Annotated in this window: 23 protein-coding genes; 13 read left to right on the forward strand and 10 right to left on the reverse strand. The window is 67.7% G+C overall.

All coding sequences use genetic code 11. The features are described from left to right. Nucleotides 1-51: 51 nt before the first annotated feature. Nucleotides 52-474, forward strand: a complete 423-nt coding sequence (locus tag WCE39_RS06830; RefSeq protein ID WP_343275918.1) for a hypothetical protein — start codon at nt 52-54, stop codon at nt 472-474. 27 nt (nt 475-501) lie between these two features. Here WCE39_RS06830 and WCE39_RS06835 read toward each other — a convergent pair whose 3' ends face one another. Further along, nucleotides 502-693, reverse strand: coding sequence for a hypothetical protein (locus WCE39_RS06835; RefSeq protein WP_343275919.1), 192 nt, complete (start codon nt 691-693; stop codon nt 502-504). A gap of 123 nt (nt 694-816) precedes the next feature. On the opposite strand from WCE39_RS06835, the gene WCE39_RS06840 reads away from it, so the two are divergent. After that, nucleotides 817-1,134 (forward strand): HPF/RaiA family ribosome-associated protein, encoded by a 318-nt coding sequence (locus WCE39_RS06840; protein ID WP_343275920.1) that lies wholly within the window; start codon nt 817-819, stop codon nt 1,132-1,134. Nucleotides 1,135-1,221: 87 nt separating this feature from the next. On the opposite strand, the gene WCE39_RS06845 is transcribed toward WCE39_RS06840, so the two are convergent. Beyond that, nucleotides 1,222-1,620, reverse strand: a complete 399-nt coding sequence (locus tag WCE39_RS06845; protein WP_343275921.1) for an exonuclease/endonuclease/phosphatase family protein — start codon at nt 1,618-1,620, stop codon at nt 1,222-1,224. 74 nt (nt 1,621-1,694) lie between these two features. On the opposite strand from WCE39_RS06845, the gene WCE39_RS06850 reads away from it, so the two are divergent. The 4 genes from WCE39_RS06850 (at nt 1,695) to WCE39_RS06865 (ending at nt 4,506) form a co-directional block, all read left to right on the forward strand. Continuing rightward, the gene (locus WCE39_RS06850) at nt 1,695-2,750 is read left to right on the forward strand and encodes a nuclease-related domain-containing protein (protein WP_343275922.1); all 1,056 of its coding nucleotides are present in this window, start codon (nt 1,695-1,697) and stop codon (nt 2,748-2,750) included. Next, nucleotides 2,747-2,965 carry a hypothetical protein gene (locus WCE39_RS06855; protein ID WP_343275923.1) on the forward strand — a complete coding sequence of 73 codons (219 nt, stop codon included), beginning with the start codon at nt 2,747-2,749 and terminating at the stop codon, nt 2,963-2,965. Before WCE39_RS06850 ends, WCE39_RS06855 begins: the two co-directional genes overlap by 4 nt. Next, a complete protein-coding gene (locus WCE39_RS06860) occupies nt 2,962-3,396 on the forward strand; it encodes a hypothetical protein (RefSeq protein ID WP_343275924.1) in 435 nt (144 codons plus the stop codon). Before WCE39_RS06855 ends, WCE39_RS06860 begins: the two co-directional genes overlap by 4 nt. A 225-nt stretch (nt 3,397-3,621) precedes the next feature. Continuing rightward, nucleotides 3,622-4,506: an HNH endonuclease gene (locus tag WCE39_RS06865; RefSeq protein ID WP_343275925.1), complete on the forward strand. Its 885-nt coding sequence runs from the start codon at nt 3,622-3,624 to the stop codon at nt 4,504-4,506. A gap of 13 nt (nt 4,507-4,519) precedes the next feature. Here WCE39_RS06865 and WCE39_RS06870 read toward each other — a convergent pair whose 3' ends face one another. Continuing rightward, nucleotides 4,520-4,888 (reverse strand): hypothetical protein, encoded by a 369-nt coding sequence (locus WCE39_RS06870; protein WP_343275926.1) that lies wholly within the window; start codon nt 4,886-4,888, stop codon nt 4,520-4,522. Nucleotides 4,889-4,998: 110 nt separating this feature from the next. On the opposite strand from WCE39_RS06870, the gene WCE39_RS06875 reads away from it, so the two are divergent. Next, on the forward strand, nt 4,999-8,088 hold the full coding sequence (locus WCE39_RS06875) for a DUF3427 domain-containing protein (RefSeq protein WP_343275927.1): 3,090 nt from the start codon (nt 4,999-5,001) through the stop codon (nt 8,086-8,088). 452 nt (nt 8,089-8,540) lie between these two features. Here WCE39_RS06875 and WCE39_RS06880 read toward each other — a convergent pair whose 3' ends face one another. The 5 genes from WCE39_RS06880 to WCE39_RS06900 all read right to left on the reverse strand — a co-directional run bounded on the left by WCE39_RS06880 (nt 8,541) and on the right by WCE39_RS06900 (nt 17,631). Further along, a complete protein-coding gene (locus WCE39_RS06880; RefSeq protein WP_343275928.1) occupies nt 8,541-9,101 on the reverse strand; it encodes a hypothetical protein in 561 nt (186 codons plus the stop codon). A 300-nt stretch (nt 9,102-9,401) separates the two neighbouring features. After that, entirely contained in the window at nt 9,402-12,998 is a 3,597-nt protein-coding gene (locus WCE39_RS06885) for a methylmalonyl-CoA mutase family protein (RefSeq protein WP_343275929.1), read from the reverse strand. A gap of 160 nt (nt 12,999-13,158) precedes the next feature. Beyond that, a complete protein-coding gene (locus WCE39_RS06890; RefSeq protein ID WP_343275930.1) occupies nt 13,159-14,850 on the reverse strand; it encodes a GAF domain-containing protein in 1,692 nt (563 codons plus the stop codon). Beyond that, a complete protein-coding gene (locus WCE39_RS06895; RefSeq protein ID WP_343275931.1) occupies nt 14,847-15,425 on the reverse strand; it encodes a biliverdin-producing heme oxygenase in 579 nt (192 codons plus the stop codon). Before WCE39_RS06895 ends, WCE39_RS06890 begins: the two co-directional genes overlap by 4 nt. Before the next feature lie 112 nt (nt 15,426-15,537). Beyond that, entirely contained in the window at nt 15,538-17,631 is a 2,094-nt protein-coding gene (locus WCE39_RS06900; RefSeq protein ID WP_343275932.1) for a C1 family peptidase, read from the reverse strand. Nucleotides 17,632-17,829: 198 nt separating this feature from the next. On the opposite strand from WCE39_RS06900, the gene WCE39_RS06905 reads away from it, so the two are divergent. The 6 genes from WCE39_RS06905 (at nt 17,830) to WCE39_RS06930 (ending at nt 24,334) form a co-directional block, all read left to right on the forward strand. Beyond that, the gene (locus tag WCE39_RS06905) at nt 17,830-19,452 is read left to right on the forward strand and encodes a phospholipase D family protein (protein WP_452299566.1); all 1,623 of its coding nucleotides are present in this window, start codon (nt 17,830-17,832) and stop codon (nt 19,450-19,452) included. Between the two features lie 246 nt (nt 19,453-19,698). Continuing rightward, nucleotides 19,699-20,802 carry a Glu/Leu/Phe/Val dehydrogenase dimerization domain-containing protein gene (locus WCE39_RS06910; RefSeq protein WP_343254104.1) on the forward strand — a complete coding sequence of 368 codons (1,104 nt, stop codon included), beginning with the start codon at nt 19,699-19,701 and terminating at the stop codon, nt 20,800-20,802. Between the two features lie 105 nt (nt 20,803-20,907). Next, on the forward strand, nt 20,908-22,065 hold the full coding sequence (locus WCE39_RS06915) for an isovaleryl-CoA dehydrogenase (RefSeq protein ID WP_343275934.1): 1,158 nt from the start codon (nt 20,908-20,910) through the stop codon (nt 22,063-22,065). A gap of 113 nt (nt 22,066-22,178) precedes the next feature. Next, the gene (locus tag WCE39_RS06920) at nt 22,179-23,354 is read left to right on the forward strand and encodes a thiolase family protein (RefSeq protein ID WP_343275935.1); all 1,176 of its coding nucleotides are present in this window, start codon (nt 22,179-22,181) and stop codon (nt 23,352-23,354) included. Between the two features lie 122 nt (nt 23,355-23,476). Then, the gene (locus WCE39_RS06925) at nt 23,477-23,818 is read left to right on the forward strand and encodes a hypothetical protein (RefSeq protein ID WP_343275936.1); all 342 of its coding nucleotides are present in this window, start codon (nt 23,477-23,479) and stop codon (nt 23,816-23,818) included. Nucleotides 23,819-23,941: 123 nt separating this feature from the next. Further along, nucleotides 23,942-24,334 (forward strand): hypothetical protein, encoded by a 393-nt coding sequence (locus WCE39_RS06930; RefSeq protein WP_343275937.1) that lies wholly within the window; start codon nt 23,942-23,944, stop codon nt 24,332-24,334. 17 nt (nt 24,335-24,351) lie between these two features. Here the strand turns inward: WCE39_RS06930 and WCE39_RS06935 are convergent, their stop codons facing one another. Together WCE39_RS06935 and WCE39_RS06940 are read right to left on the reverse strand one after the other, a co-directional pair. Beyond that, nucleotides 24,352-25,716 (reverse strand): ATP-binding protein, encoded by a 1,365-nt coding sequence (locus WCE39_RS06935; protein ID WP_343275938.1) that lies wholly within the window; start codon nt 25,714-25,716, stop codon nt 24,352-24,354. Nucleotides 25,717-25,718: 2 nt separating this feature from the next. Then, nucleotides 25,719-26,378, reverse strand: a complete 660-nt coding sequence (locus WCE39_RS06940; RefSeq protein ID WP_343275939.1) for a response regulator transcription factor — start codon at nt 26,376-26,378, stop codon at nt 25,719-25,721. Between the last annotated feature and the right edge of the window lie 56 nt (nt 26,379-26,434).

Below are 26,434 nucleotides of genomic sequence, written 5' to 3' on the forward strand. Positions count from 1 at the left end.
TCGGCGATCTCTGGCAGACTTCGCACTCCATGACCAAGGGGGAAGATGGGGATGAACAAGGTATTCAAGTCCGTGACGGGCGCGAGCGTGCTCCTGCTGGCCGCCTGCGCGAGCACGGGCAACGACCGGGGTGCGGACGCGCCGCGCGGGGTGGAGACCCGATCGATGGATGGCAGCTTCACTGGCGAGGTCATCGGCCAGGCGGCGCCCGACAGCGGCTTCGCAAAGCTGCGCATCGGAATGTCACCGCAGGAAGTGCAGGAGATCATGGACCGCGTGCCAGATCGCCATCACAGCTATGAATCCGGCAAGCGCTGGATCCCGTTCTACTACGGCAACGACGCACGTCGCATGCAGGCGCTCTACCGCGGCGAGGGCTGCCTGATCTTTACCGACGGCAATATCTGGGGCGGTGCCGGCGGCGACCTGGTCCAGATCGAAGTGGATCCCAGCGGGGCGTGCTATCAGCCCTGACATGACTCCGGCGCCCCTGGGGCGGCGCTAGCTGCGTTCGCGCGAAGTCGGGCTGGTCTGGCCGTCACGCAGCGCCAGCCGCTCCGGCGCGAGCGCGCCGCTCCGCCAGGCCAGCTCCACCATCTCCTCGAAGAAGTCGATCTTCGCGCCCGCGCTCACATGGTCGGGACAGCAGCTGTTCAAAGCCGTCGTGCGCCAGCGGCGTCGCGTGAGGGCCATCCAATTCCAGCGCACAGGGTAACGCGGACGGCACCCCTCGCCGGGCACGAGTTGCTGGCGTCGGCTAGAGTGACCGCTGACAGAACCGACCCGCTCAATGGGGTCAAGCAACGGAGAAAGCGATTGAAGATCCAGCTGAACACAGATAACCAGATTGACGGCACCGACGCGCTTGAGGAGCGCGTGAGCGAGATGATCGAGCAGTACCTGGAGCGCTTTTCCACCCGCATCACCCGGCTCGAGGTGTTCCTGTCGGACAACAATTCGCCGGTCAAGGGCGGCCCTCACAACAAGCGCTGTGCGCTTGAAGCGCGCCCGCGCGACGGCGACCCGATCGGCGCCAGCCACGACGACGAAGACATGGAAAAGGCCATCCGCGGCGCCGCCGACAAGCTCCGCACCAAACTCGACGCCTGGGTGGAGAAACAGCGGGGCTACTGAGCCCCCAGGTTTCCATGAAGCCAACCCCACCCAGTCGACTCGCAGCGCCCCCACGCAAAGCCCATGGCGCCGACGGCTACCGCCTGCTCAGTCCAGCACCCCCGCAAACGGCTCCGGCCCATCGATATCCACCCCCAGCACCCGCGCCATGCCCTCCTCGCTGCGGTCGGTGGTGAACTCCACCCACAGCGGCAGGTGATCGCTCACGCGCGGTGAGACCTGGCTGTTGGACAGCTCCTGGTACACCGCGCCGGCGAAGTCGATGCAGCCGGCGCGGCCGCTGGGCTTCAGGCCGAAGTCCTCGCCCTGGAACCAGGCGATCTGGTCGTAGTGCTTGGCGGTTTTGCCGGTCGTGGTCTTGACCGTCTGCAGCGGCTCCGGCACCCACAGGCCGGTTTCAACGAAGGCGTCGAACAGCGGGTTGCCTAGGGCGGACAGGCTCGCTGCGTATCCTAGCGCTACGCGCCGTTCGACAGCACCCAACATCGTTCATTCCCAAGCTGCGAGCCCGGCGCCACGCGTGTTCGCGGTATTCTGCGCCCAAGGGACGGGGGTGAATCATGCTGATCAAGGATGCGGACGGACAGACCGCGCAGCTGGAGGCGCTCGGGCGCCTTGCGGCGGAGAAAGGACCGAATGCCAAGCAAGCTGCGGACGAACTGCGCCGACGCAAGGCCGGGATCAAGGGCGAGAAGGATTCGGCATACCTGATCAATTTCGACTATGCGCAATCGCCCAACTGGGCCGTCATCCATGACCTCAGGCTGGAGCACGGTGGCCGGGTCGCTCAGGTCGACCACCTCCTGATCAACCGCTGGATGGACGTCTACGTCCTGGAGACCAAGCAATTCCACGCCGGCTTCAAGATCACCGAAGATGGCGAATTCCTGCGCTGGAACAATTTCCGGCGCACTTTCGAAGGGATGGCGTCGCCTCTCGAGCAGAACGAACGCCATATCCAAGTGCTCAAGGGCGTCATGTCCGACATCGAGTTGCCTACGCGCTTGGGCGTCAGGATCCCCCCAGCGTTCCAGTCCTTCGTGCTGGTTGGCCCGAACGTCCGCATCGATCGGCCGCGGAAATTCGATACCTCGAGGGTAGTCAAGGCAGACCAGCTCAAGAAGGCCATCTGGCGCGACTTCGACAGCGAGAACCCGCTGATTGGCATGATGCGGATGGCCGCGAAGATCGTCTCAGGTGAAACGGTGGAGTTCGTGGCCCGCCAGCTCGCGGCTCTGCACCGTCCGGCCGCTGGCGCGCGGTTCGCTGAGACCGGGCCGGTACCGTCCGCCGTTGCAGTTCCCCCGGAGAGAGTCGACCGACGGGTTCCGCGCATAGAACCGACTTGCGGCGCGGCGCCAGCCCAAGCGCCTGCGGCGCTTTCCGGCCCCACCTGCAAGAAGTGCGGAAACGCGTCCGGGCAGATCCAGTACGGGCGCTACGGCTACTACTTCCAGTGCGGTGGATGCGGCACGAACACAGCAATCCGCTTTAGCTGCAAGCCCGGGCACTCGCCCCGGTTGCGCAAGCAGAAGGAATGCTTCTATCGGGAATGCGACGCGTGCGGCAGCAGCGACCTGTTCCACACCAACGACTCCGGATCCGCAACGCCATGATCCTCACGATCCCGGTCCTGCTGTACCAGCTGCTCTTCGTCGTGATCCTGGTGGTGGCGCACAGACTCGGCCGCGCCTGGCTGAACGTTGCGGCCGGCCTCTGCCTCCTCTGGACAGCAACCCATGTGTTCTTTCTGCCGCTGGCGGTGCTCCAGGCCACCGTCATTGTCACGACCTACTTTGTCTTGCGCAGGCGGGCGGGTGCCACGCGATGAGCCGAATTGACCGCGATGAGCCGAGCCTCGGTTCCGTCGACATGAGCGAGCTTGAGTTCCGACGTCCTCGTCCACGCAGTGGACGGCTCGAAGAGGAGCACCGCTCTGCAGGTCTTTGGTGGCGGATCGCCCTGGGCGTGTTCGTGGGAATGATGGCCCACAGCCTCGTGGTCGGACTCCTTGTTCGATGGGAGCTGCAACAACTCATGAAGCAATGGGAGGCCGAAACAGCGGCGACGCAGCGGCAGATGGAGCAAGTCTTTCGTGAGATTTCGCTGACCCCGGCGCCCTCGCCGACGACGCGCGCCACACCGTCCCGTATCCGAGCAGCGTCCACTCGCCCGTTGGCTGCCGACGAGCGTTGTGTCAGTGGAAAGCGGTTCCGCAAAGTCGATAACGGCTGGGTCCAGATCCTCGAGGCGTGTCGCTAGGCCTTGGGTGGGATCCCTATAAGTTGGCCAGATCAGCAGCCGGCCGCAGATCGCGGGCTGGGCGTGGCCGAGCCTGAGCGTGACCGAAGCTCGCTCCGACTGCGGGGCCGACGTCCCCTTTTTGCTCGCCTCGTTGCATAGCAGACGCCGCATCATCGGTTGCCTTCCGCAAAGGCCACGATTCCGTCTCTACCCTGATACCCTGGCGCGGCGCCGGGGGACGCCATGACAAACGCCGTATTCATCGCTTCTGAAAGTTCGGTCTACGACGACCTGATCGAAGAGCGCTACCACTTTCCGCGAACTTACTTGCGGCAGGTCGAGGCGACGCTCGGCGACTGGATCATCTACTACGAGCCGCGTCGGACGACTGGACCCAACAGCGCAACCGGACGTCAGGCCTACTTCGCCATCGCCCAAGTCGCCGGCGTCATCCAGGACACAAAGCTTCCCGATCACTTCTACGCACTGATGCGCGGCTACATCGCGTTCGACACGGCGGTCCCCTTCCGGGACGCCGACGGCTACCGCGAGAGCAAGTTGGTTCGGGAAGACGGCAAGACCAACAAGGGTGCGTTTGGACGAGCGGTCCGCGAGCTGCCTCGGCAGGAATTCGATGACATCGTGCGGCGGGGCATCAACCTGCGAGCTGACCCTTGGGAGCAGACCGCCGCGGTTGCCGAGGAGGTGCCTGAATATGTCACCAGACCCATCATCGAAGTCGTCACTGCACGCAAAGTGCGCGACATCGCTTTTCGTCGACAGGTGCGTGCGGCATACACAAACACCTGCGCAGTCACCGGCCTTCGCTTGATCAATGGTGGAGGGAGGCCTGAAGTTCAGGCGGCCCACATCCGCTCAGTTGAAGCGGACGGCCCCGACGCAGTGCGGAACGGGATCGCGCTGACGGGCACCGCGCACTGGCTGTTCGACCGCGGCCTAATGACGTTTGGTGACGACTACCAGATCATCCTGTCACCGCATGGCGTTCCGGCGGACGTGGACAAGCTGATCCGACCAGACCGGAGGCTCGTCGTTCCGGATGCGCCGGACCTTCGCCCTCATCCGACGTACTTGCGTTGGCATCGGGACAACTGTTTCAAGGCGTAGCCCCAAAGCCGGCTCACAGATCGCAGTTAGGTGAAAGCGCGACATCCCATTTGCGTGCTGCCGCCTGCATTCTCTCAACCATCGCAGTGAGGAACCCCCACTCGCGCAACGTCATGTCAGCCTTTCTCGCCGGCCGCAACCGGACGAACTCGTGATAGGCGTGGTCTAGCTCAGAAGGACCTTCTCCCACCGAATCCCAGTGCTGCTGGCACAAAGCCGGAACACCAATTTGCTCGGCCACGAATTGGTCTGACCATTCCAGACAGCCGCGGATTGCAGCTTCGGCGTTGGCATCCTGGCCCGAGAGCAATAGGCGTCCCGCGGTTTTGAAGTTGCCTGCGTCTCGGTACATGTACTCGAACACGGTGAACTTTCCTTCCATGAAACCCGTCTCCCAGGTTCTACCCATGGAAGGAGGCTAAGAACTGTCGGTCTCACAACCTGCGAGGGGTCCGATGATCCGAGCGCTTAACCTGCTAGCCTGGCGCCCCTATGTCAGGACTCAATCGCGGCCTATATGAGCAGTTGGTCACCGAAGGGCTCGAAGAGGCCCTGTCGGCGCTGTACCCGAAGCATCGAGCCCAACGTGCCGATCTCCACCCAGAGGAGGCCGCCGATCGCATCGCCTTCCACCTGGCAGCCCTCGTCCGCCGCAGCGTGGCGGCGCTCGACGCCCGCCAGCGGACGGAAGTTGGAGCCCGGCTCGCGCGTGAGGTGACCCGGCTGTTGGCGGCCGAGAGCAAGGGCGTCGATGCCACCGATGCCCTCTCCACCACCGGCGACGTCCTCCGCGCCATCGCCGCCCTCCGCCCCGACGGCCAGCCCGAGGATGTCCCGCTTCCGGCCACGCCGCTGCTCGACACCACCCTGCTGACGAATGCGCCCGGCGAGCCGCGCATCGGCTTCCAGCTCAACTCGGAAGTCGCATCGGCCGACCGCATCGACGTCTTGATGGCCTTCGTGCGCCAGACGGGCATCCGGCCGATGCTCGACCTGCTGCGCCGGCACCTCGACGGCGGCCGACCGCTGCGTCTGCTGACCACCACGTACACCAATTCCACCGAGCTCGCCGCGCTCGAAGCGCTGCGCGACCTTGGCGCCCAGATCCGGGTGTCTTACGACACCTCCAGCACCCGGCTCCATGCCAAGGCCTGGCTGTTCCACCGCCACTCTGGGTTTTCCACCGCGTACATTGGTTCGTCCAACCTGACCTACTCGGCCCAGGTCACCGGCCTGGAGTGGAACGTCCGGGTGTCAGGCGCCCGCAACCCGGACGTCATCGACAAGTTCTCGGCAGTCTTCGAAAGCTATTGGCAAAACGACGATTTCCGGGACTTTGATGCGGAGGAGTTCCGCGATCTCACCCAGACGCGCGCTGAGGGCCCCCGGGTCTACCTGAGCCCCGTCGAGATCCGCCCCGAGCCATTCCAGTCCCGCCTGCTGGAGCTGATCGAGCTCTCCCGCTTGCAAGGCCACCACCGCAACCTGTTGGTCTCAGCCACCGGAACCGGCAAGACGGTCATGGCCGCCCTGGACTACCAGCGGCTGCGCAAGCGTCTGCCGCGCTCAAGGCTGCTGTTCGTTGCCCATCGCAAGGAGATCCTCGACCAGAGCCTGGCCACCTTCAGGCACGCGCTCCGGGATGCAGCCTTTGGCGAGCTGTGGGTGGGCGGCGACCGCCCTGCCCGCTTCGAACATGTCTTTGCGTCCATCCAGAGCCTCAGCGCCCGAGGACTCGACAACCTGTCGGCCGATCACTTCGATGTCGTGATCATCGACGAGTTCCACCACGCGGCCGCACCCACCTACAAGGCACTCCTGGACCACCTGCTGCCGCGGGAGCTGCTCGGCTTGACTGCAACGCCTGAGCGCGGCGACGACGAACCCATCCTGCAATGGTTCGGCGGCCGGATTGCCGCAGAGCTGCGGCTCTGGGATGCGATCGACCAGCACCGGCTAGTGCCGTTTGCCTATTACGGGATCGCCGATGGCGCCGACTATCGAAACGTCAGCTGGCGCCGTGGACGCGGGTACGACCCACAGGAGCTCAGCCAACTCGTCACCGGCGACCACGTGCTGGCGCGGCGAATCATCGCCAACGCGCTCCAGACGCTCCCCAACCCGGAGACCATGCGAGCCCTCGGATTTTGCGTCTCCGTGGCGCATGCAAGGTTCATGGCGGAGCAATTCAATGCCGCCAACCTCCCCGCCGTGGCAGTTTGGGCCGACTCCCCGCGCGAAGAGCGGCGGCAGGCGCTGCAGGCGCTGGCCGCCGGGGAGATCCGTATCGTCTTCTCGGTGGACCTCTTCAACGAGGGCGTCGACGTCCCTTCGGTCGACACCCTGCTACTGCTGAGGCCGACCGACAGCCCCACCGTCTTCCTGCAGCAGCTGGGGCGCGGGCTGCGGCGCGAGCCCAACAAGAATGTCTGCACCGTGCTGGACTTTGTCGGCCAGCACCGCAAAGAGTTCCGGATGCACCGTCGCTACGGCGCGCTGCTTGGGGGGAGCCGGAAACAGATCGAGCGCACCATTGAAGAAGGCTTCCCGTACTTGCCGAGCGGCTGCCATATGCAGCTCGATGCCGTGGCTTCGCAACATGTGCTGGAGAACATCCGCCAGAGCCTGCCGAACAACTGGCCGGCCCGAGCGCAGGAGCTGCGGCGGGTCGCCGAGGCTGACCCGACGGTTACGCTGAAGAACTTCCTCAACCAGACTGGGATCGAATTGGAGGACGTTTACGCCAACAACAGGGGCTGGTCGGATCTCGTCGAGGCCGGTGGCGTTGCCACGCTTCCTGCGGGACCACATGAAACACCGCTGCGCCGGGCACTCGGCCGCCTGCTTCATGTCGACGACGCCTTGCGCATCGAACACTATCGATTCTTCTCCGAAGCACTTACTGCGCCTGACGTTGGCACACTGGATATTCGGACGCGCCGACTGCTCCACATGCTCGCAACCGTTCTCACCGAGACCGTGCTTAAAAGTGACGAGACGCTACAGGAAGCAGCCGACCTCATCTGGGCGCATCCTCAAGTCCTGGCCGAGCTGCGCCAGCTGCTGGATGTGTTGTCCGACCGCGTCGAGCATGTGCAGCAGCCTCTTTCGACGCATCCTGACGTACCGCTCTGCGTCCACGCCAGGTACACCCGCAGAGAAGTACTGGCCGCATTCACGAGCGGAGATGACCTCAAGGTGCCCGAATGGCGGGAAGGCGTGCGTTGGCTACCCGAAGCTCAAGTCGACTTGCTGGCCTTTACCCTGGACAAGACCAGCGGCCACTTCTCGCCTACGACTCGCTACCGCGATTACGCGATCAGCCAGACGCTTCTCCATTGGGAGAGCCAGTCGGGAACTCGCGAAACAAGCGAGACAGGACAGCGTTATCAGACTCATGAGGCCAAGGGCAGCGTAGTGTTGCCTTTCGCTCGCCTGACGACCGACGACCGCGCCTTCTGGCTTCTGGGGCCGGCTATCTACGTGAGACATGAGGGCGAGCGGCCAATGGCTATCACTTGGCATCTCTTGCACGAACTTCCTGGCGATCTATTCGCCAGCTTCGGCGCCGCAGTTTCTTGACGTCACCACCGCAGCAACGCATCGCCGAATGCACCACTGCAATGATCTTAGCCAGCCACTGGGCATGAAGACGCCCGCTGAGGCTATGCTTTAGCGGCTTGACCTGTGCTGATACCGCTGGGTGGTTACATTCGCACCGCATCCCGCGTGGCGCGCGCTTGGTACGCTGCCCGAAGCACGATCCACCGCGCACCGCGGACTGCTGGCCGAAGCATTTACCGCCGAACAGATCGACGCGATCCGGCTCTACCTGCAGCAACAACGTGCTTGGGGCCGCGACGACTTCCGTGCAATGGTAGAAGCTAGGGCCCGGCGCTTCGCGGGCACCCGGCCCGGCCTACCGCCCACGCAACGCCGCGCGCAAAAGTGAACCCGACCCCGCTACAGCCCCGTTACACGTCCTGCCTAACTGACCTGGTGGTGAGGGCTATCCCACCACCAGGACGCTGTGGCTAGCTGCGATTGGCACGTGCGATTATGCCCGCCTTTTGCTTAGGCGGCAGCTGCCTGAAAAGGGATTCGCGCGTAGAGCAAAGTCGGATGATCGCGACAATGGTTCCAGCCATCCCGGCGAGGCCACCGATCATCATGGCGGCAGTCGACCCCATCAACATCGCGCCGTTCGATGCATTCTCGCTGACGGCGTACCTGAGAACGAGCATGATGAGGAATAACGCCCCGAAGGAGATGCCTGCTCCCAACAGCGGCCAGATCACAAGGGGCTTGAAGACGAGCCACGCCTTATGGGCGATGCTTACCTTGTGAACCGGTTCGACGTGCACCGAGTATGCATCGTTCTCCTTGATTTGCGTCTCGAGGTAGGCGCGATCAATCTCGGTCTTTTCCGAACGTCCATGCTCGTCTTCAAATTTGTGGAGCTCGGCCAATCGTGCCATGAGCACCCTGCGACGCTCGGCCGCTTCAGCCCGACGAGCTTGATAGATAGAACTGAGTGCCGCCTCACGCTGAGCATTTGGACCCACTGTTGTAACCCCCCTGAAGAAAAACCACATCGTCGTTCATCACAGCAGCGATGGAGGATAGATGGCCGGCATGCTGCCAATATCACTCACTCTCTTCCTCAAGCGGCGGCACCTCAGTGTCCGACGCCTCCTGAGTGGCCCTCTCGGCGGCGCCCTGCATCTCGCGATCGGCAAGCTCCTGCCGATCGCGATCGAATGCCTCGTACCCTTCGATGAATGAGTCGGAGTTGCCTCGAAGACGCTTCCTAATGCACGAACTAGACGTTCGCACTTCGGGCGTGCCCGAACGTAGTCCTGAATTTCCGACCTCACGGCGCCCCCTCAGGCAAACTACATATTCCGCCGATACTCCCCACCCACATCATAAAGCGCATGGCTGATCTGCCCCAGGCTATGCGTCTTCACCGCCTGCATCAGCGCCTCGAACACATTCCTGCGCTCCCGCGCCGTCTTCTGCAGATACCCCAGCCCATGCCCGTCATGCGGCTCCGTCGCCGCCGCGGCATCGTCCTCCACCACGTGCGCATGCTCGGTCTCCCCGACCGGCGCCAGCACGTTGCGGGCCGTCTGCCACAAGCGCACGTTCTCGATCTGCTGCCCCTTCTCTTCTTCCGTTGAGCGGATCAGCTCGATCTCGGTGGTCACCTCGCCCGCGTGCTCCTTCGGCAGGAACGTGTTCACGCCCACCAGCGGCAGGCTGCCGTCGTGCTTCTTGTGCTCGTAGTACAGACTTTCTTCCTGGATCTTGCCGCGCTGGTACATGGTGTCCATGGCGCCCAGCACGCCGCCGCGCTCGCTGATGGCTTCGAACTCCCTGTACACGGCCTCTTCTACCAGGTCGGTCAGGTAGTCCACGGCGAAGCTGCCCTGCCAGGGGTTCTCGATGAAGTTGAGCCCCAGTTCCTTGTTGATGATCATCTGGATGGCCACGGCGCGGCGCACGCTCTCTTCGGTCGGCGTGGTGATGGCTTCGTCGTAGGCGTTGGTGTGCAGGCTGTTGGCGTTGTCGAACAGGGCGTACAGGGCCTGCAGCGTGGTGCGGATGTCATTGAACTGGATCTCCTGCGCGTGCAGGCTCCGGCCGCTGGTCTGGATGTGGTACTTCATCATCTGGCTGCGGTCGTTGGCGCCATAGCGCTCGCGCATGGCGCGCGCCCAGATGCGGCGGGCCACGCGGCCGATGACGGTGTACTCGGGGTCCATGCCGTTGGAGAAGAAGAACGACAGGTTGGGCGCGAAGTCGTCGATCTTCATGCCGCGCGCCAGGTAGTACTCGACGATGGTGAAGCCGTTGCTGAGGGTGAAAGCCAGCTGGCTGATCGGGTTCGCCCCGGCTTCGGCGATGTGATAGCCGGAGATCGACACCGAGTAGAAGTTGCGGACCTTCTGGTCCACGAAGTACTGCTGGATGTCGCCCATCATGCGCAGGGCGAACTCGGTGCTGAAGATGCAGGTGTTCTGCGCCTGGTCCTCTTTCAGGATGTCGGCCTGCACGGTGCCTCGCACGGTGGCCAGCGTCTCGGCCTTGATGCGGGCGTAGGTCTCGGCGTCCACCAGCTGGTCGCCGGTCATGCCGAGGAAGGCCAGGCCGAGGCCATCGTTGGTGGGCGGGAGTTCACCGTAGTACTTCGGGCGCTCGCGGCCTTCGAAGAAGGCGTCGATCTTCTGCTGCGCCTCCGCCCAGCGGGCGTCGTCTGCCTTGAGGTATTTCTCCACCTGCTGGTCGATGGCGCAGTTCATGAACATCGCCAGGATCATCGGCGCGGGGCCGTTGATCGTCATCGAGACGCTGGTGGTGGGCGCGCACAGGTCGAAGCCGGAGTACAGCTTCTTCATGTCGTCCAGCGTGGGGATGTTGACGCCGGAGTTGCCGATCTTGCCGTAGATGTCGGGGCGCGGCGCGGGGTCCTCGCCGTACAGGGTGACGCTGTCGAAGGCGGTGGACAGGCGCGCGGCGGGCTGGCCCACCGAGAGGTAATGGAAGCGGCGGTTGGTGCGCTCGGGCGTGCCCTCGCCGGCGAACATGCGGATCGGGTCCTCGCCGGTGCGGCGGTAGGGGTACACGCCGCCGGTGTAGGGGTAGCTGCCCGGCAGGTTCTCCTTGCCCAGGAACACCAGCAGCTCGCCCCAGCTCTTGTAGGTGGGGGCGGCGATTTTCGGGATCGGCTGGTGGCTGAGGGATTCGCGGTAGTTCTCGACGCGGATGGACTTGTTGCGGACCTGGTATTCGGTGACTTCGTCGGTGATGGACTTGAGGCGCGCGGGCCAGTCGCGGAGGTTGCGGAGGTTTTCGCTGGTCAGCGACTGCACGGCGTCGTTGTAGCGCTGGCGCAGGGTCAGGAGAGTGCGGTCCCCCTCACCCACCAGGTCGTCGCCGCTGTAGAGGTCCAGGGCCTTGGGGAGCTTGTCGTCGCCGAGCTCGTGCAGGGACTGCCAGAAGGACTGGGCGCGGTCGGCGGCTTCGGCCTGCTTTTCAATGCTCGCGTTGATCGCGCGGCCCTGCTCGGCGATCTCGGCCAGGTAGCGGATGCGGGCGCCGGGGATGAGGACGGTGGCGCGGGGTTCGCGCAGGCTGGTGTCGACGCTGGGATTGAAGTCGCAGCGCGCACCTGCTCCTGCAGGCTTCGCGGCTATAGCCGCCCCCACAGTCGCTTCGCCGAGGACTTTTTCGCGCAGCAGTCGGCACAGGTTGGCGAACATCCAGCTCACGCCGGGGTCGTTGAACTGGCTGGCGATCGTCGGATACACCGGCACGTCTTCGTCGGCCGTCTGGAACGCGACGCGGTTGCGCTTCCACTGCTTGCGGATGTCACGCAGCGCGTCTTCGGCGCCGCGCTTGTCGTACTTGTTGAGCACGATCAGCTCGGCGTAGTCGATCATGTCGATCTTCTCGAGCTGGCTGGCGGCGCCGTAGTCGCTGGTCATGACGTACATCGGGAAGTCGACCAGGTCCACGATCTCCGAGTCCGACTGGCCGATGCCGGCGGTCTCCACGATCACCAGGTCGTAGCCCAGGCCCTTCAAAAACCCGATGCAGTCCTTCAGCACGGCATTGGTCGCCACGTTCTGGCGGCGGGTGGCCATGGAGCGCATGTACACGCGGTGCGAGCGCAGCGAGTTCATGCGGATGCGGTCGCCCAGCAGCGCGCCGCCGGTGCGGCGGCGGGTCGGGTCGACCGAGATCACCGCGATGCGCATCTCCGGGAAGCTGGCCAGGAAGCGGTTCAGCAGCTCGTCGGTCACCGAGCTCTTGCCGGCGCCGCCGGTACCGGTGATGCCGATTACCGGCGTCGGGCCGGCATGCCCGGCCGCGCCGGACGCCCACTGCTTGCGCAGCATGGCGAGCTCGCTCTCGGAATACGTACCGTCTTCCAGCGCCGACAGCACGCGGCCGATAGCGATCTCGTCTTCCAGCGCCGGGCGCGTGGTGGCGACCTCGGCCGCCTCGGCGGCGCGGGCGTCGCGGGCGCCGGAGACGCGCTTCACCACGTCCTCGATCATCTCCACCAGGCCCAGCTTCATGCCGTCGTTGGGGTGGTAGATGCGTTCGACGCCGTAGTCCTGCAGCTCGCGGATCTCTTCCGGGGTGATGGTGCCGCCGCCGCCGCCGACCACGCGGATATGGCCGGCGTCGCGCTCGCGCAGCATGTCGACCATGTACTTCATGTACTCGACGTGCCCGCCCTGGTAGCTGGACAGGGCGATGCCGTCGGCGTCTTCCTGCAGCGCGGCGCGCACGACGTCTTCCACCGAGCGGTTGTGGCCGAGGTGGATGACCTCCGCGCCCTGGGCCTGGATCAGCCGCCGCATGATGTTGATGGCGGCGTCGTGGCCGTCGAACAGGCTGGCGGCGGTGACGAAGCGGAGCGGCGGCCGCGCGTCGGCACTGGCGCTGGCGGAACGGAGCTGGCTGGCGGGGGTGCTCATGCTGAACTCGACTGCTTGGAACGGATGCCCCGATTGTAGCGTCCGGGCCCCCGGCCCTGCCCCGCGCCCCCGACGAACTGGCCCAGGCCATGGGCGCCGGCCCGGAGCTGGCGGCGATCGCCCACGACGGGCACGACCGCGTCTACGCGATGCCGCTGCGCTAGTCCTCCGCGCCGGCCAGCGCGCCCAGCTCTTCTTCCAGCCGCGACAGCAGCGGGCGCATGCGCGCCAGGCGCTCGCGCCCGGGGCGCGAGCCGGCGAGCAGGTCGGCCAGGCGGCGCAGGCGCGCGGCCTGGTCGCGGGCCTCGACGCCCATGAGCCGGTCGTCGGCGTCGCGTCCGCGCGAGTGCACCGCGGGCGCGGCTGGCAGGTGGCGGTCGATCACCAGCCGCAGGCGCTGGGCGAGTTCGATGTCGCGGGCGGTCCAGGGCGCCGAGGTGCCGAGCACCTGCTCCTCCCAGGCGGCGAAGCTGGTGCGCGGGCCGATGCGGCCGCCGTCGGGGTCGATCTGGAAGGGCTGGTCCGGGCGGCCGGCCCAGCGCACGGTCTGGCGCTGTTCGCGGCGGAACAGCAGCAGCCAGTCGTTGTGGGCGGCGCCCAGCGGCAGCGCGAGCAGGCCGGCGGCCTCGGGCGTGGGCGCGCCGCTCCAGTCCTGGCCGACATGGGTGCAGCCGGACGCGGCGCGGCCGCGGTCGCGGGCCCACTTCAGTGCGGCGTCCACGCCCTCGGCCTGGGGCACGCTGCCGCAGGTGTGCAGCGTGCCGTCCAGGCACAGCGCTGCGCCATCTGCGGGCATCGCCGCCAGCACGGCGTCCAGCTGCGCTGGCAGCGCGGCGACCGGGTCCGCGACGCCGTGCAGCAGGTGCTCGAGCGCGTCGCGGCGCTCGCGAATGGCGTCCTCGCGGCGCACGCGGGCGCGCAGTTCGCGCGCGTCGAGGATCATCGAGACGTGGCGACCAAGCATGTCCAGGGCGCGACGGGCGCGTGCGCTCACCGGGCGCGGCTCGTGGTGGTGGCAGGCCACCAGGCCCCACAGCCGCCCGTCCACCACCAGCGAGACCGACATCGAGGCCGCAACGCCCATGTTGCGCAGGTACTCCAGGTGCACCGGCGACACCGCGCGCAGCACGTCGAAGCTCATGTCCAGCGGCACCTCGAGCGAGGGGTGCTGGTGCACGGGCACGGGCGCGTGCTGCACCTCGGCGATCACCCGCACGCGGTTGTGCACGTACAGCGCGCGCGCCTGCGGCGGGATGTCCGACGAGGGGTATCGCAGGCCGAGGTAGGACGCGAGCGGGCCCGCCAGGGATTCGGCCACCACCTCGCCGGTGCCGTCGGGCAGGAACCGGTACACCATCACCCGCGCATGGCCGGACACCGCCTGCACCTGCCGTGCCACCGCCTCGAGCACGTCGCCGCCGGCCGCCGCAGCGTCGATCCGGGCGATGGCGGCATGGCCGTCGCCGCTGTCCATCAGCGGCGCCAGCGCAGGCTCGAGCTCCACGTGCACCAGCTCGCCGGACACGTGCGCGGACACTTCGTGCAGCGCACCCATCGGGCCGACGTTGGTCATGCCCACGAAGCGCGAGGCGCCGGCCTCGCGCGGCACCAGCACCGCTTCCACGGCCTGGCGCGTGGTGCCGTCGAGCAGTTCGTCCACCGGCTGGCCGAGCAGCGCGTCGATGCCGGGCGCCTCGAACAGCGCCGCGGCATTGGCCGAGGCCGCCACCAGCTGGCGCGTGTAGGCATGGAACACCAGCAGCACGCCGGGGGGCTGGATGCCGCCGATGATGTGGATGGGCTCGGCGCCGCAGGCGTCGAGGGCGCGCTGGAATTCGGGGGGGAGCGTCATGCGGGGCGTCCTTCGCGGGCAAGTGCGGCGGCGACGAGGGCGAAGCCGTGCGCGGCGCCGCGCAGGGCACCGGGCAGGCCGTCGGGCGACAGGGTGCCGACGGCGGCGCGGAAGCGCGGCCAGCGGCCGGGGTCGCCGAGGTGGCGATCGAGGAAGCCGCGCGGCAGCGGGCCCTCGGCGGGCGTGCGCGGCAGCGCGGCGACATCGCGCGCCAGCAGGCGGGCGCCGAGCGCGGAGCCTTCCATCACGTAGCAGCCGCCGAGCCATTCCTCGGGGCTGGCATGGGCGGTGGGGGTGTCGATGGCGTCGGGCGCGCCGAGCGCGCGGAGATCGGCGGCGATGCAGGCGGCGCGGCCGGGGTCGCGCCAGCAGGCCAGGTGCGGCGGCCAGTCGTCGCGCCACGCGACGTCGAGCCAGTGCGCGAGCGGCAGCAGCGAACGGAGGTAGCGACGGTAGTCGTCGAGGCTGCGCAGGCCGCCGTCGAAGGCACCGTCGATGGCGAGGTGCGCCGGGCGCGTTGCGTTGCGAAGCGCGGCCAGGGTGGCCGCGCGGGGTGAGTCGGTGCGTGGTGCCATACAGGAGCCTGAAGGGCGCGGGTTCCACGCCGGTGGCCGGAATCTAAGCACAGCCGATGCGCGCCGCGGTGAATCGCGACGGCGCCCCGTTCAGGCTTCGCCGCCGAGCGCTTCAGGGTGCGAGGTCGGCCAGTGCGGTGTTGACGCGACGGCGGCGCGTGTCGAGCGCGCCCTGTGTCGGCTGCACGTCGACGGCGGCATCGCCGGCGCCACGGCCGAGGATGAAGGCGATCAGCGCCTGCACCGTGGCGGGGTCGTCGTCGAAGCCGCCATGGGTGGTGGCGCGCGATGCGTCGGGCGTGCCCAGCGGCCGGTCGTTGGGCGCCTGCACCCACGCCAGCCGCCCGCGCGTGATCAACTCGCGCACGCGCTCGTGTCCCCAGGCCTGGTCGCCGGGCGTCGCCGCTTCGATGAAGCGCGCCATGCCCGCGATCGGCGTGCCCTGGCGCAGGCGGTTGTCGATCCAGCTGCGCGGCTGCTTTTCGAACGCGCGCGCCACCAGGTACAGCAGCGACTTGTTGTAGATGCGCAGGCAGTGGTCGTCCTGCTCGGCGCTGTCGGTGAGGGTGAACAGCGCGCCGCGCGCCACCTGGCGCGAACTCAACGCCGGGACATAGGCCTGGATGAAGGTGTCCATGTCGACCGCCGGCGCCCACAGGGTGACGCTGGCCAGGCGCCCGCCCATGCCGAGCATGCCGTGCGCCGGCCCGCCGATGACCTGGCCGGGGCGCGTGAACAGCTGCACCAGCGGCGCCATCAGGATGCTGCCGGCGCTGTGCGCGGCGACGTGGATCTCGACCGAAGGATCCTCGCGCCGCCATTCGTCGAGCAGGCGCGCGACCTGCGCCGCGCCGCCGTGTTCGATGGTGCCGCCGCCGGGCTGCGCGCGCACGGCGGTGGTGGCCAGCAGCGCGTTCTCCTTCATCTCGTCCCACATCGCCTTGCCGCCGATGGCGCGCGCCAGCGGTTCGATGGTGTCGTCGAGGCGGTCGAGCAGCAGGTCCCTGGCCTTCTCCACCAGCCCCTCGCTGCGCGGCCGGGCGGCGTCTTTCAGGATGTTGCCCAGCGTGGTCCAGAGGTCGGTCTTCCAGACGAAGCACAGCGGGTAGATGTCCTCGCGCAGCATGGCTTCGCGGTAGTCGGCCACGCGCTGGATGGCGGCTTCTTCCGGCACCAGGCCGCCGTGTGCGTACAGCAGCACGCGCTTCTTCTTCCAGCCGGCGGTGGCCGCGCGCATGTCGCGGCGCACGATGTTGCGCACGTCGTCCTGGGTGCAGGCGAAGCGGCCGTCGCAGCGCAATGCGCCGTTGTTGCCGAGGCTGATCACATGCGGGCGCAGGTCGGCCTGGGAGTAGCCGACCGACTGCCGGCCCAGCGGCGAGTTGCTGACCGCGGCCGAGCTGGCGCGGTCGAACTCCACCGGCACCGCAAGGCGCGCGACCCAGACGTCGCTGCCGCGTTCCAGCCATTCGTCGTAGCTGACGTGGCCGTAGCCGGCGCGGCCCCAGCGCGTGCCCCAGGAGTTCTGGATCCAGAAACCGTTGCGGTCGTAGCCGACGATGGCGAAGGCGTGCCAACCCACCACCGGCTGCCGCGCCCAGGCGATGCGGCCGCTGGCTGGCGGTGCGTGCCAGCCTTCGTGCACGGCGGCGGAGGCGTAGAGCACGCCGGTTTCGGCGAAGGCGGCGTGCATCGCGACCAGGTCGCGGTGGTTCACGCGCGCATAGGCGCCGAGCGGATTGCGCAGGGCGTCGCGGGCGCGTTCGTCGGTATAGGGCTCGACGTGGAGGCCGGGCGTCCACGGCCAGAGCTCCGCGGCGCAGACGCCGTGGCGGTGCCAGGCCTTCATCGCGCCGCGGCAGCTGGAGCCGGAATAGCCCTCGCCTTCCCACTCGTCGTAGCGGCGGGCCATGTCGTAGAACATGCGCGTGCTGACGATGCCGGGGTCGGCTTCCGGGCGCCGGCGGCGCAGCAGCGCGTGGGCGACGGTGGCCAGGCCGAAGGCAGTGCAGGCGCCGTCATCGCCCTGGTCGAGCACGGGCACGCCCTGCTCCATGAAACGTTCCAGCGGCGCCAGCGTGGGCACGTCGACCAGGGTGGGCTCGAACATGCGGTCGCGGAAATCGGCGGTGTCCGGGCGGGCATCGAACAGCCGCTGCCTGCCGGTGTTGAAGCCGTTGATCGCGGGCGGTACGGCCGGTCGCATGGCGGAAGCTGCAGTGGGCGGTACAGCGGGTGTGGAAGCGGCCATGTCGGGTATCTCCCTCGTCTACCTCAGCCAACCAGCCCCCTGCAGGAGCAGCTATAGCTGCGGCCCGGGGCCGCCGCAAGCCCTGTGGCATCGGCGGGATCGGTCGCAGCTATAGCTGCTCCCACAAAAGCACTAAAGTGCTGCAATTCGCGGATGGGGGTGGCGGTGATCACACGGGCACGGCGCATTGCGCTCTGGGGGGCGTTCTCGCTGCTGGCGCTGGTCGGCAGCGGCCTGCTGCTGGCCGACCACCTGACGCCGCCCAACAGCGGCACGCCGTCCCGGGCGCTGCCGGTGGCGGCGGATCACACGCCGCTGGACCGCGAGCTCGAACCATTGCTTGCGGGCAATCCGGGCAAGACCGGGGCGCTCACGCTGGTCGACGGCATCGATGCCTTTGCCGCGCGCGCGATGTCGGCGCGGCAGGCCGGACGCAGCCTCGACCTGCAGTACTACATCTGGCACGACGACCTCACCGGCCGCCTGTTGGCGCGCGAGGCGTGGCAGGCGGCGGAGCGTGGCGTGCGCGTGCGCCTGCTGCTCGACGACATCAACGCCGGCGGCAAGGACACGCCGCTGATGGTGTTCGACGGCCACCCCAACATCGAGGTGCGCCTGTACAACCCCTTCCGGAATCGCAGCGGCATCGCGCGGCTGCTGGAGATGCTGCAGCGCGGCTTCAGCCTCAACCACCGCATGCACAACAAGGCCTGGATCGCCGACGGCCGGGTCGCGATCGTGGGCGGGCGCAACATCGGCCTGGAGTACTTCAGCGCTTCGGAAACCAGCAACTTCCACGACCTCGACCTGCTGCTGTTCGGGCCCGAGGTGGCGCAGGCGAGCGTGATCTTCGACAGGTTCTGGAACAGCGAGGCGGTGGTTCCGCTGTCCGACCTGGGCGGGCTGAGCATGCAGGACATCCGCGACATCGTCGGCCTGATCGGTACCGAGGCCGACACCGCGGACGCGCAGCGCTACCTGCGGCGCGTCGACTCGTCGCCCAGCGTTCGCGCCTACGTGGACCAGGCGCTCACGCCGCACTGGAGCGACCGCATCCATATCGTCTCCGACCCGCCGGTGAAGGGCCGCGGCGACGACAGCTCGGACTGGCTGGTCGGGCAGGTCGATGCCAGCCTGCGCGCCGCGAAACGGGCGGCGCTGCTGGTGTCGCCCTACTTCGTGCCGGGGGAGGACACATCCGACGTGCTCACCGGCCTGGCCGCGAACGGCGTGCACGTGGGCGTGGTCACCAACTCGCTGGCCGCCAACGACGTCGTGGCCGTGCACGGCGGCTATGCGAAGTACCGCAAGCGCCTGCTGGCCGGCGGCGTGCACCTGTACGAGCTGCGCCCCGAGGCCGCGACCGGTGACGCCAATGGCGACGGCAACGGCGGGAGCGATGACGACAGCGGACGCCCGCGCGCCGGCCGGGTCGGCAGCAGCGGCGCCAGCCTGCACACCAAGGCCTTCCTGGTGGATGACACCCACGGCTTCATCGGCTCCTACAACCTCGACCCGCGCTCGGCATATCTGAATACGGAAATGGGCGTGTTCTTCGATGATCCCGGCCTCGCCGCGGACCTCCGCGCCGAATACCTGCACCTGGCAGGATCCGGCATCAGTTGGAAGGTGGGCCTGGACGCCGACGGCGACCTGGCCTGGCTGGACGCCGCAGGTCCGGAGCCACGCCTGCTGCACCGCGAACCCGAAGCCAGCCGCTGGCGCCGCCTGCAGGCCCTCGTGTTCCGCCACCTCCCCCTCGAATCGCAGCTGTAGCGACGGGAGATCGACCGTGGGAGCAGCTATAGCTGCTGCCACAGGCGGGCCCGCGATGCTGCGCTGCGCCATGGAGTCCGGCGCCCCATCGCGGGCAAACGGGCTGGCGGCAGCGTAGAATGCCGCGCCTGTCGCCCCTGCCTGCGTGTCCTGCGGCCCGGCGACTGGAAAAACAGCCATTTACCCCTAACCACCGGCAGTCGCCCGCGTCCAGCGCGGCAGCGCGCGCCGGCTGCGGAGTCCGGAATGATCTTCGAGCACCTCGATACCTACGGCCACGAGCAGGTCGTGTTCTGCCACAACAAGGACGCGGGCCTGAAGGCCATCATCGCGATCCACAACACCGTGCTGGGGCCGGCGCTGGGCGGCACCCGCATGTGGCCCTACAAGAGCGAGGCCGAGGCGCTCAACGACGTGCTGCGCCTGTCGCGCGGCATGACCTACAAGAACGCGGTCGCCGGCCTCGACATCGGCGGCGGCAAGGCCGTGATCATCGGCAACCCGGCCACCGACAAGTCCGAAGCGCTGTTCCGCGCCTTCGGCCAGGCCGTGCAGTCGCTGGGCGGGCGTTACATCACCGCCGAAGACGTCGGCATCGACGTCAACGACATGGAATACGTGTACCGCGAGACCGAGTTCGTCACCGGCGTGCACCAGGTGCACGGTGGCTCGGGCGACCCCTCGCCGTTCACCGCCTACGGCACGCTGCAGGGCCTGATGGCCGCGCTGAACGCGAAGTTCGGCGACGAGGAAGTCGGCAAGTACAGCCATGCCGTGCAGGGCCTGGGCCACGTGGGCATGGAGTACGTGAAGCTGCTCAAGGAGCGCGGCGCGAAGATCTTCGTCACCGACATCAACCAGGCGCTGGTCGACAAGGCCGTGAACGAATACGGCTGCGAGGCCGTGGGCCTGGACGAGATCTACGACGTCGACGCCGACGTGTACTCGCCCTGCGCCCTGGGCGGCACCGTCAACGAAGAGACCCTGCCGCGCCTGAAGGCCAAGATCATCTGCGGCTCGGCCAACAACCAGCTGGCCAACAACGCGATCGGCGACGAAGTCGAGAAGCGCGGCATCCTGTATGCGCCGGACTACGCGGTCAACGCCGGCGGCGTGATGAACGTGGCGCTGGAGATGACCGGCTACAACCGCGAGCGCGCCATGCGCCAGATGCGTTCGATCTACCACAACGTGTCGCGCATCTTCGAGATCGCCAAGCGCGACGGCATCCCGACCTACAAGGCCGCCGACCGCATGGCCGAAGAGCGCATCGAGGTCATGGGCAAGCTCAAGCTGCCGATGGGCCGCACCACGCCGCGCTTCCACGGCCGCATCCGCGGCGGCGCGTAAGCAGCCGCGATTTCGACAAGACGACGGGGCCTGGCGCCCCGTCGTTGTTTCAGCACACCGGGCCGCGCGCAGGATGCGCCGGTCGCACTGTATGGAGTCACCGACATGCGCACCTTCCCCCTGGGCGAAGAGCTCGACGCACTGCGCGAGGCCGTCCGCCGCTTCGCCGCGGCCGAGATCGCCCCGATCGCCGAAGCCGTGGACCGCGACAACGCCTTCCCGCAGCAACTGTGGCCGAAGCTGGGCGAGATGGGCCTGCTCGGCCTGACCGTGCCCGGCGAATACGGCGGCAGCGAGATGGGCTACCTGGCCCACCTGGTGGCGATGGAAGAGATTTCGCGCGCCTCGGGCTCGATCGGCCTGAGCTACGGCGCGCACTCCAACCTCTGCGTCAACAACCTGCACCACAACGGCAGCGACGCGCAGCGCACGAAGTACCTGCCGAAGCTGTGCAGCGGCGAATGGAAGGGCGCGCTGGCGATGAGCGAGCCGGGCGCGGGCTCCGATGTGGTCGGTTCGATGGCCTGCCGCGCCGAGCTACGAGGCGACACGTGGGTCGCCAACGGCAACAAGATGTGGATCACCAACGGCCCCGAGGCCGACGTGCTGATCGTCTACATGCGCACCGCGGACAAGGAGGCCGGCAGCCGCTCGATGACCGCGTTCATCGTCGAGCGTGGCATGACGGGCTTCAGCACCGCGCAGAAGCTGGACAAGCTCGGCATGCGCGGCAGCAACACCTGCGAGCTGGTATTCGAGAACTGCGAAATCCCGGCTGACAACGTGCTGGGCGAGGTCAACCAGGGCGTGAAGGTGCTGATGAGCGGCCTGGACACCGAGCGCCTGGTGCTGAGCGGCGGACCGATCGGCCTGATGCAGGCCGCGCTTGATGCCGCCCTGCCCTATGTGCGCGAGCGCAAGCAGTTCGACGCGGCCATCGGCACCTTCGGCCTGATGCAGGGCAAGATCGCCGACATGTACACCGCGCTGCAGTCCAGCCGCGCCTATGCCTACCAGGTGGCGCGCGACTACGACGCCGGCCACCGCTCGCGCATCGACCCCGCCAGCTGCCTGCTGCATGCGTCCGAAGCCGCGGTGCAGGTGGCGCTTGAAGGCATCCAGGCGCTGGGTGGAAACGGTTACATCAACGAATACCCGACCGGCCGGATCCTGCGCGACGCCAAGCTGTACGCCATCGGCGCGGGCACCAACGAGATCCGCCGCATGCTGATCGGCCGCGAGCTCTTCGAAGGCCGCGCCTGAAGGGGGCATCCTTGCGGGAAGCCCAGCCTTAGCGGCGGCGTCGGACCAATGGCCGGTGGCGGGCCGATGCTGCAGTGCGATAATGGCGGGACACACCCACCGGAGTCCTCCCCATGACCGACGTCGTCATCGTCGGTGCCAAGCGCACCGCCATCGGTTCCATGCTCGGCCAGTTCACCGGGGTGCCGACCCCCACCCTCGGCGCGGCCGCCATCAGCGGCGCGCTCGAGCACGGCGGCGTGGCCGCCGACCAGGTCGATGAAGTGATCATGGGCTGCGTGCTGCCGGCCGGTCTCGGCCAGGCACCGGCGCGCCAGGCCTCGCGTGCGGCCGGCATCCCCGATGCCGCCGGCGCCACCACCATCAACAAGGTCTGCGGCTCGGGCATGAAGGCCATCATGCTGGCGACCGACATCATCAAGGCCGGCTCGGCCAAGGTGGTCGTGGCCGGCGGCATGGAGTCGATGACCAACGCCCCGCACCTGCTCAACGGTTCGCGCACCGGCATCCGCTACGGCACCGCCGACTTCCTCGACCACATGGCCCATGACGGCCTGACCAACCCCGACGACGGCCAGGCCATGGGCGTGTTCGGCGACGCGACCTGCGTGAAGCTCGGCTTCAGCCGCGAGGCCATCGATGCGTTCTCGGCCGAGAGCGCGCGCCGCGCGCAGAAGGCCATCGCCGACGGCACGTTCAAGGACGAGATCGCCCCGGTGACGGTCAAGACCCGCAAGGGCGAGGTGGTGGCCGATACCGACGAGGAGCCGGGCAAGGTCAACCTGGAAAAGATCCCCGGCCTGCGCGCGGCCTTCGGCAAGGAAGGCGTGCTGACCGCGGCCTCGTCCTCGAAGATCTCCGACGGCGCCGCCGCCGCCGTGCTGATGTCGGCCGCCGAGGCCACCGAGCGCGGACTCCAGCCGCTGGCGCGCATCGTCGCCCACGCGACCCATGCGCAGGCGCCGGAATGGTTCACCACCGCGCCCATCCAGGCGATCGAAAACGTGCTTCAAAAGGCGGGCTGGAAGGTGGGCGACGTCGACCTGTTCGAGATCAACGAAGCGTTCTCCGTGGTCGCCATGGCGCCGATGCAGGCGCTGGGCATTCCCCACGATCGCGTCAACGTCAACGGCGGCGCGGTTGCGCTGGGCCATCCGATCGGCGCCAGCGGAGCGCGCCTGGTGGTGACCCTGCTGCACGCCCTGAAGGCGCGCGGCGGCACGCGCGGCGTTGCGTCGCTGTGCATCGGCGGAGGCGAGGCGACGGCCATCGCGGTCGAGCTGGCCTGACCGTAACGCCTTCTTTACGGGGCCCGCCCCAAACTATTGCTTGACAGTCGTTTGAGGCTTGTCATCATGATATCCGGCGCACCTGTGTGCGTTGTCTATATCCACGACGAGGAAACGTAACAATGAGCATGAACAAGCTGCTGATCGCGCTGGTGCTGGGCCTGGGCCTCGCCGCCTGCTCGAACCAGGACCAGGCTGCCAACGCCGCCGCCGACGCCGCCGAGGCCGCTGACCAGGCTGCCGCGGACGCCGCGCTGGCCGGTACCACTGCCGCCGACGCCGCTGCCGAAAGCGCCGCTGCTGCTGCCGACGCCGCTGCCGACGCTGCCGCCGACGCCGCCGTTGCGGTTGACGGCGATGTTGCCGACGCCGCTGCCGACGTTGCCGGCGCTGCCGCCGACGCCGCCGACGAAGCCGCCGAAGCGACCGAAGAAGCTGCCGACGAGGCGACGGACGGCCAGTAATACCGGCTGTTCCACCGCTCCAAGGCACGATGCAACATCGGAGAGCCGCTGGTTTCCAGCGGCTTTTCCGTATCCACCGCCGGCCACGACGCCGGTCCCTTCGATGACAAGGACCTATCAATCATGAAGATGAAGACCGCACTTCTCGTTGCCGCCTGCACGCTGGCCATGGCCGCCTGCCAGAACGACACCGCCACCGCGCAGCAGGAGGCCAACGAAGCCGAAGCCGCCATGGAGCGTGCCGGTGATGCCACCCGTGACGCCGCATCCGCCGCCGGCGATGCCGCTTCCGAAGGCTGGGACGCCGCTGCCGCCGCGACCGGCGAAGCCGCCGCGGAAGCCGAGGTCGCCGCCGACCAGGCCGCTGCCGACGCCGAAGCCGCCGCGCGCAACATGACCGAAGAGGCGCGTGCAGCCGCCGCCGAGGCCGAAGCCAAGTCGCGCGAAGCGACCGCCGACGCCCTGGACAACGCGTCCGATGCCGCCGACCGCGCCGCGGAAGACGTCCGCAACTGATCCACGCAAGCCGTACTTCAAGGGCCCGCTCCGGCGGGCCCTTTTTTTTGCTTCGCCACCTTCGTGGTGGGAAGAGTCAGGCATGCCTCGAAGCCCGAACCCTGCCCAGGCCCGGGTGATCTCAGGACCAGCGCACTGCCGATGCGCTGCGCAATCGCATGGACGATCGCCAACCCGAGACCACTGCCATCCTCGCGCTTTCCCGCGCGTTCGAATCGATTCGCCAGCCGGGCCAGGGTTTCGTCCGGCACGACGGGCCCTTCGTTTGCGACCGTCAGCACGCCATCGCTGGCCAGCGAAACATCGATGGGCGCGCCGTCCGCGCCATGGCGCAGGGCGTTTTCGACGAGGTTGCGATAGAGGATCGCGAACACGTCGGGGTCGAGATCCGACATCACGGGATCGGTCGGCAGCAGCAGGGAGATTCGATCCGCGTTCGTCGTGCGGGACAACTCGTCCGTCAGGATGCGCGCCACGGGCCGCAGGTCCGAGGCGGACTCCAGGCGCAGGCGCCCGCCTTCGGCCCGTGCCAGTTGCATCAGGCGTTCGGAGAGCCGGGTCAGGCGCTTGAGCGTCGCTTCGATATCCGCCGCACGGACCCTGGCCGCCGGGTCGCCGGTCTCTGCCTGCAGGCGCTGGGCCTGCGCGATGGCGCCCGCCAGCGGCGTGCGCAGTTCATGGGCGGCATTGGCCGCGAAGCTGCGCTCGGCCTCGAAGGCGGCGTCGAGTCGCCCGAGCAGGCCGTTCAGGGTGTCGGCCACCGGCGCCACCTCTGCCGGCAGTCCATCCACCGGGATCAGCGACAGATCGCGTACCCCACGTGCCGCCAGCCGTTCGCGAAAGCGCCGCAAGGGGGCCAGGCTCGTGCGCACGGCCAGCACGATGGTCAGCAGCGCAACGGGCAGGAAAACCAGCAAGGGCAACACGAGGCCCATCTGGATCCCGCGCGCCACGGCCATGCGATGCGCCAGCGGCTCGGCGACAGTGAGCCGGACAGAGCCCTGCAGCGCCTCTTCGCTGTAGAAGCGATGGGTGGTGGACTGGCTGAATCCGATGCCGCTCCACTCTGGGAAGACCAGCGGGTCGGCATCGTGCGAAAGCAGCAGGATGCGTCCCCGGGCATCGCGCACGGCATAGGTGAGGAGTTCGTCGTGCTCGCGGATTTCGGCCAGGCGCTGGGTCAGCCCTTCTTCCTCACGCCCGAGGATGTCCGCGACGGCCAGCGGCAGGATCCTCTGCGCCGTTTCCTGGAGGCCCGAGTCGAAGACCTCCTCCATGGCATGGCGGACCAGGACCGCCGTCAGCGAAGCGACACCGATCCAGAGCGCCGTCAGCAGGACTCCCAGCGAGAGCCCCAGGCGCCGCTGCAGGCTCCCGGGCATCCTCACGCCTGCCCCAGGCGATAGCCCAGTCCGCGTTCGGTCGCGATGATCCCGGCGCCCAGCTTCTTGCGCAGGTGGCTGACATGCACCTCGATGGTGTTGCTCTCCACTTCGCTGTCGAAGGCATAGAGCTTGTCCTCCAGCTGCGCTTTCGAAAGCAACTGGCCGGGCCGGGACAGGAATGCCTCGAACAAGGCCCATTCGCGCGCCGTCAGCGGCACCAGGCGGCCGTCACGACGGATGCTGCGTGCGGCCAGGTCGATCTGGAGCGGGCCATGGATGACGACGGGATTGGGGTTGCCGCTGTATCGACGCGCAACCGATCCCACGCGCGCCGACAGCTCTGCCAGATCAAAGGGCTTCACGAGATAGTCGTCGGCGCCGGCATTCAGTCCCTCGATCCGCTCTGACACCTGGTCAAGGGCCGTCAGGATGATGACCGGCGTGGCCGCGCCCCGCGCGCGCAGGCGTCGCAGGAAGGGAATGCCCCGGCCATCGGGCAGCATCAGGTCCAGCAGGACGAGGTCGTAAGGCACGACCGCGATCGCATGGTCTCCAGCATCAAGGCGGCGCACCCAGTCCACGGAATGGCCATCGCCCGCGATCTGGTCGCGCACGGCTGCGCCCAGCACCTCATCGTCTTCAATCAGCAGGACACGCATGGGCCTTTCCTCGACAGGGGCACGCAGCGGCGTACCTGACGGCAACCTGACGCCTT

Origin of the sequence: Luteimonas yanweni (assembly GCF_039548475.1) — a bacterium.
GTDB lineage: Bacteria > Pseudomonadota > Gammaproteobacteria > Xanthomonadales > Xanthomonadaceae > Luteimonas.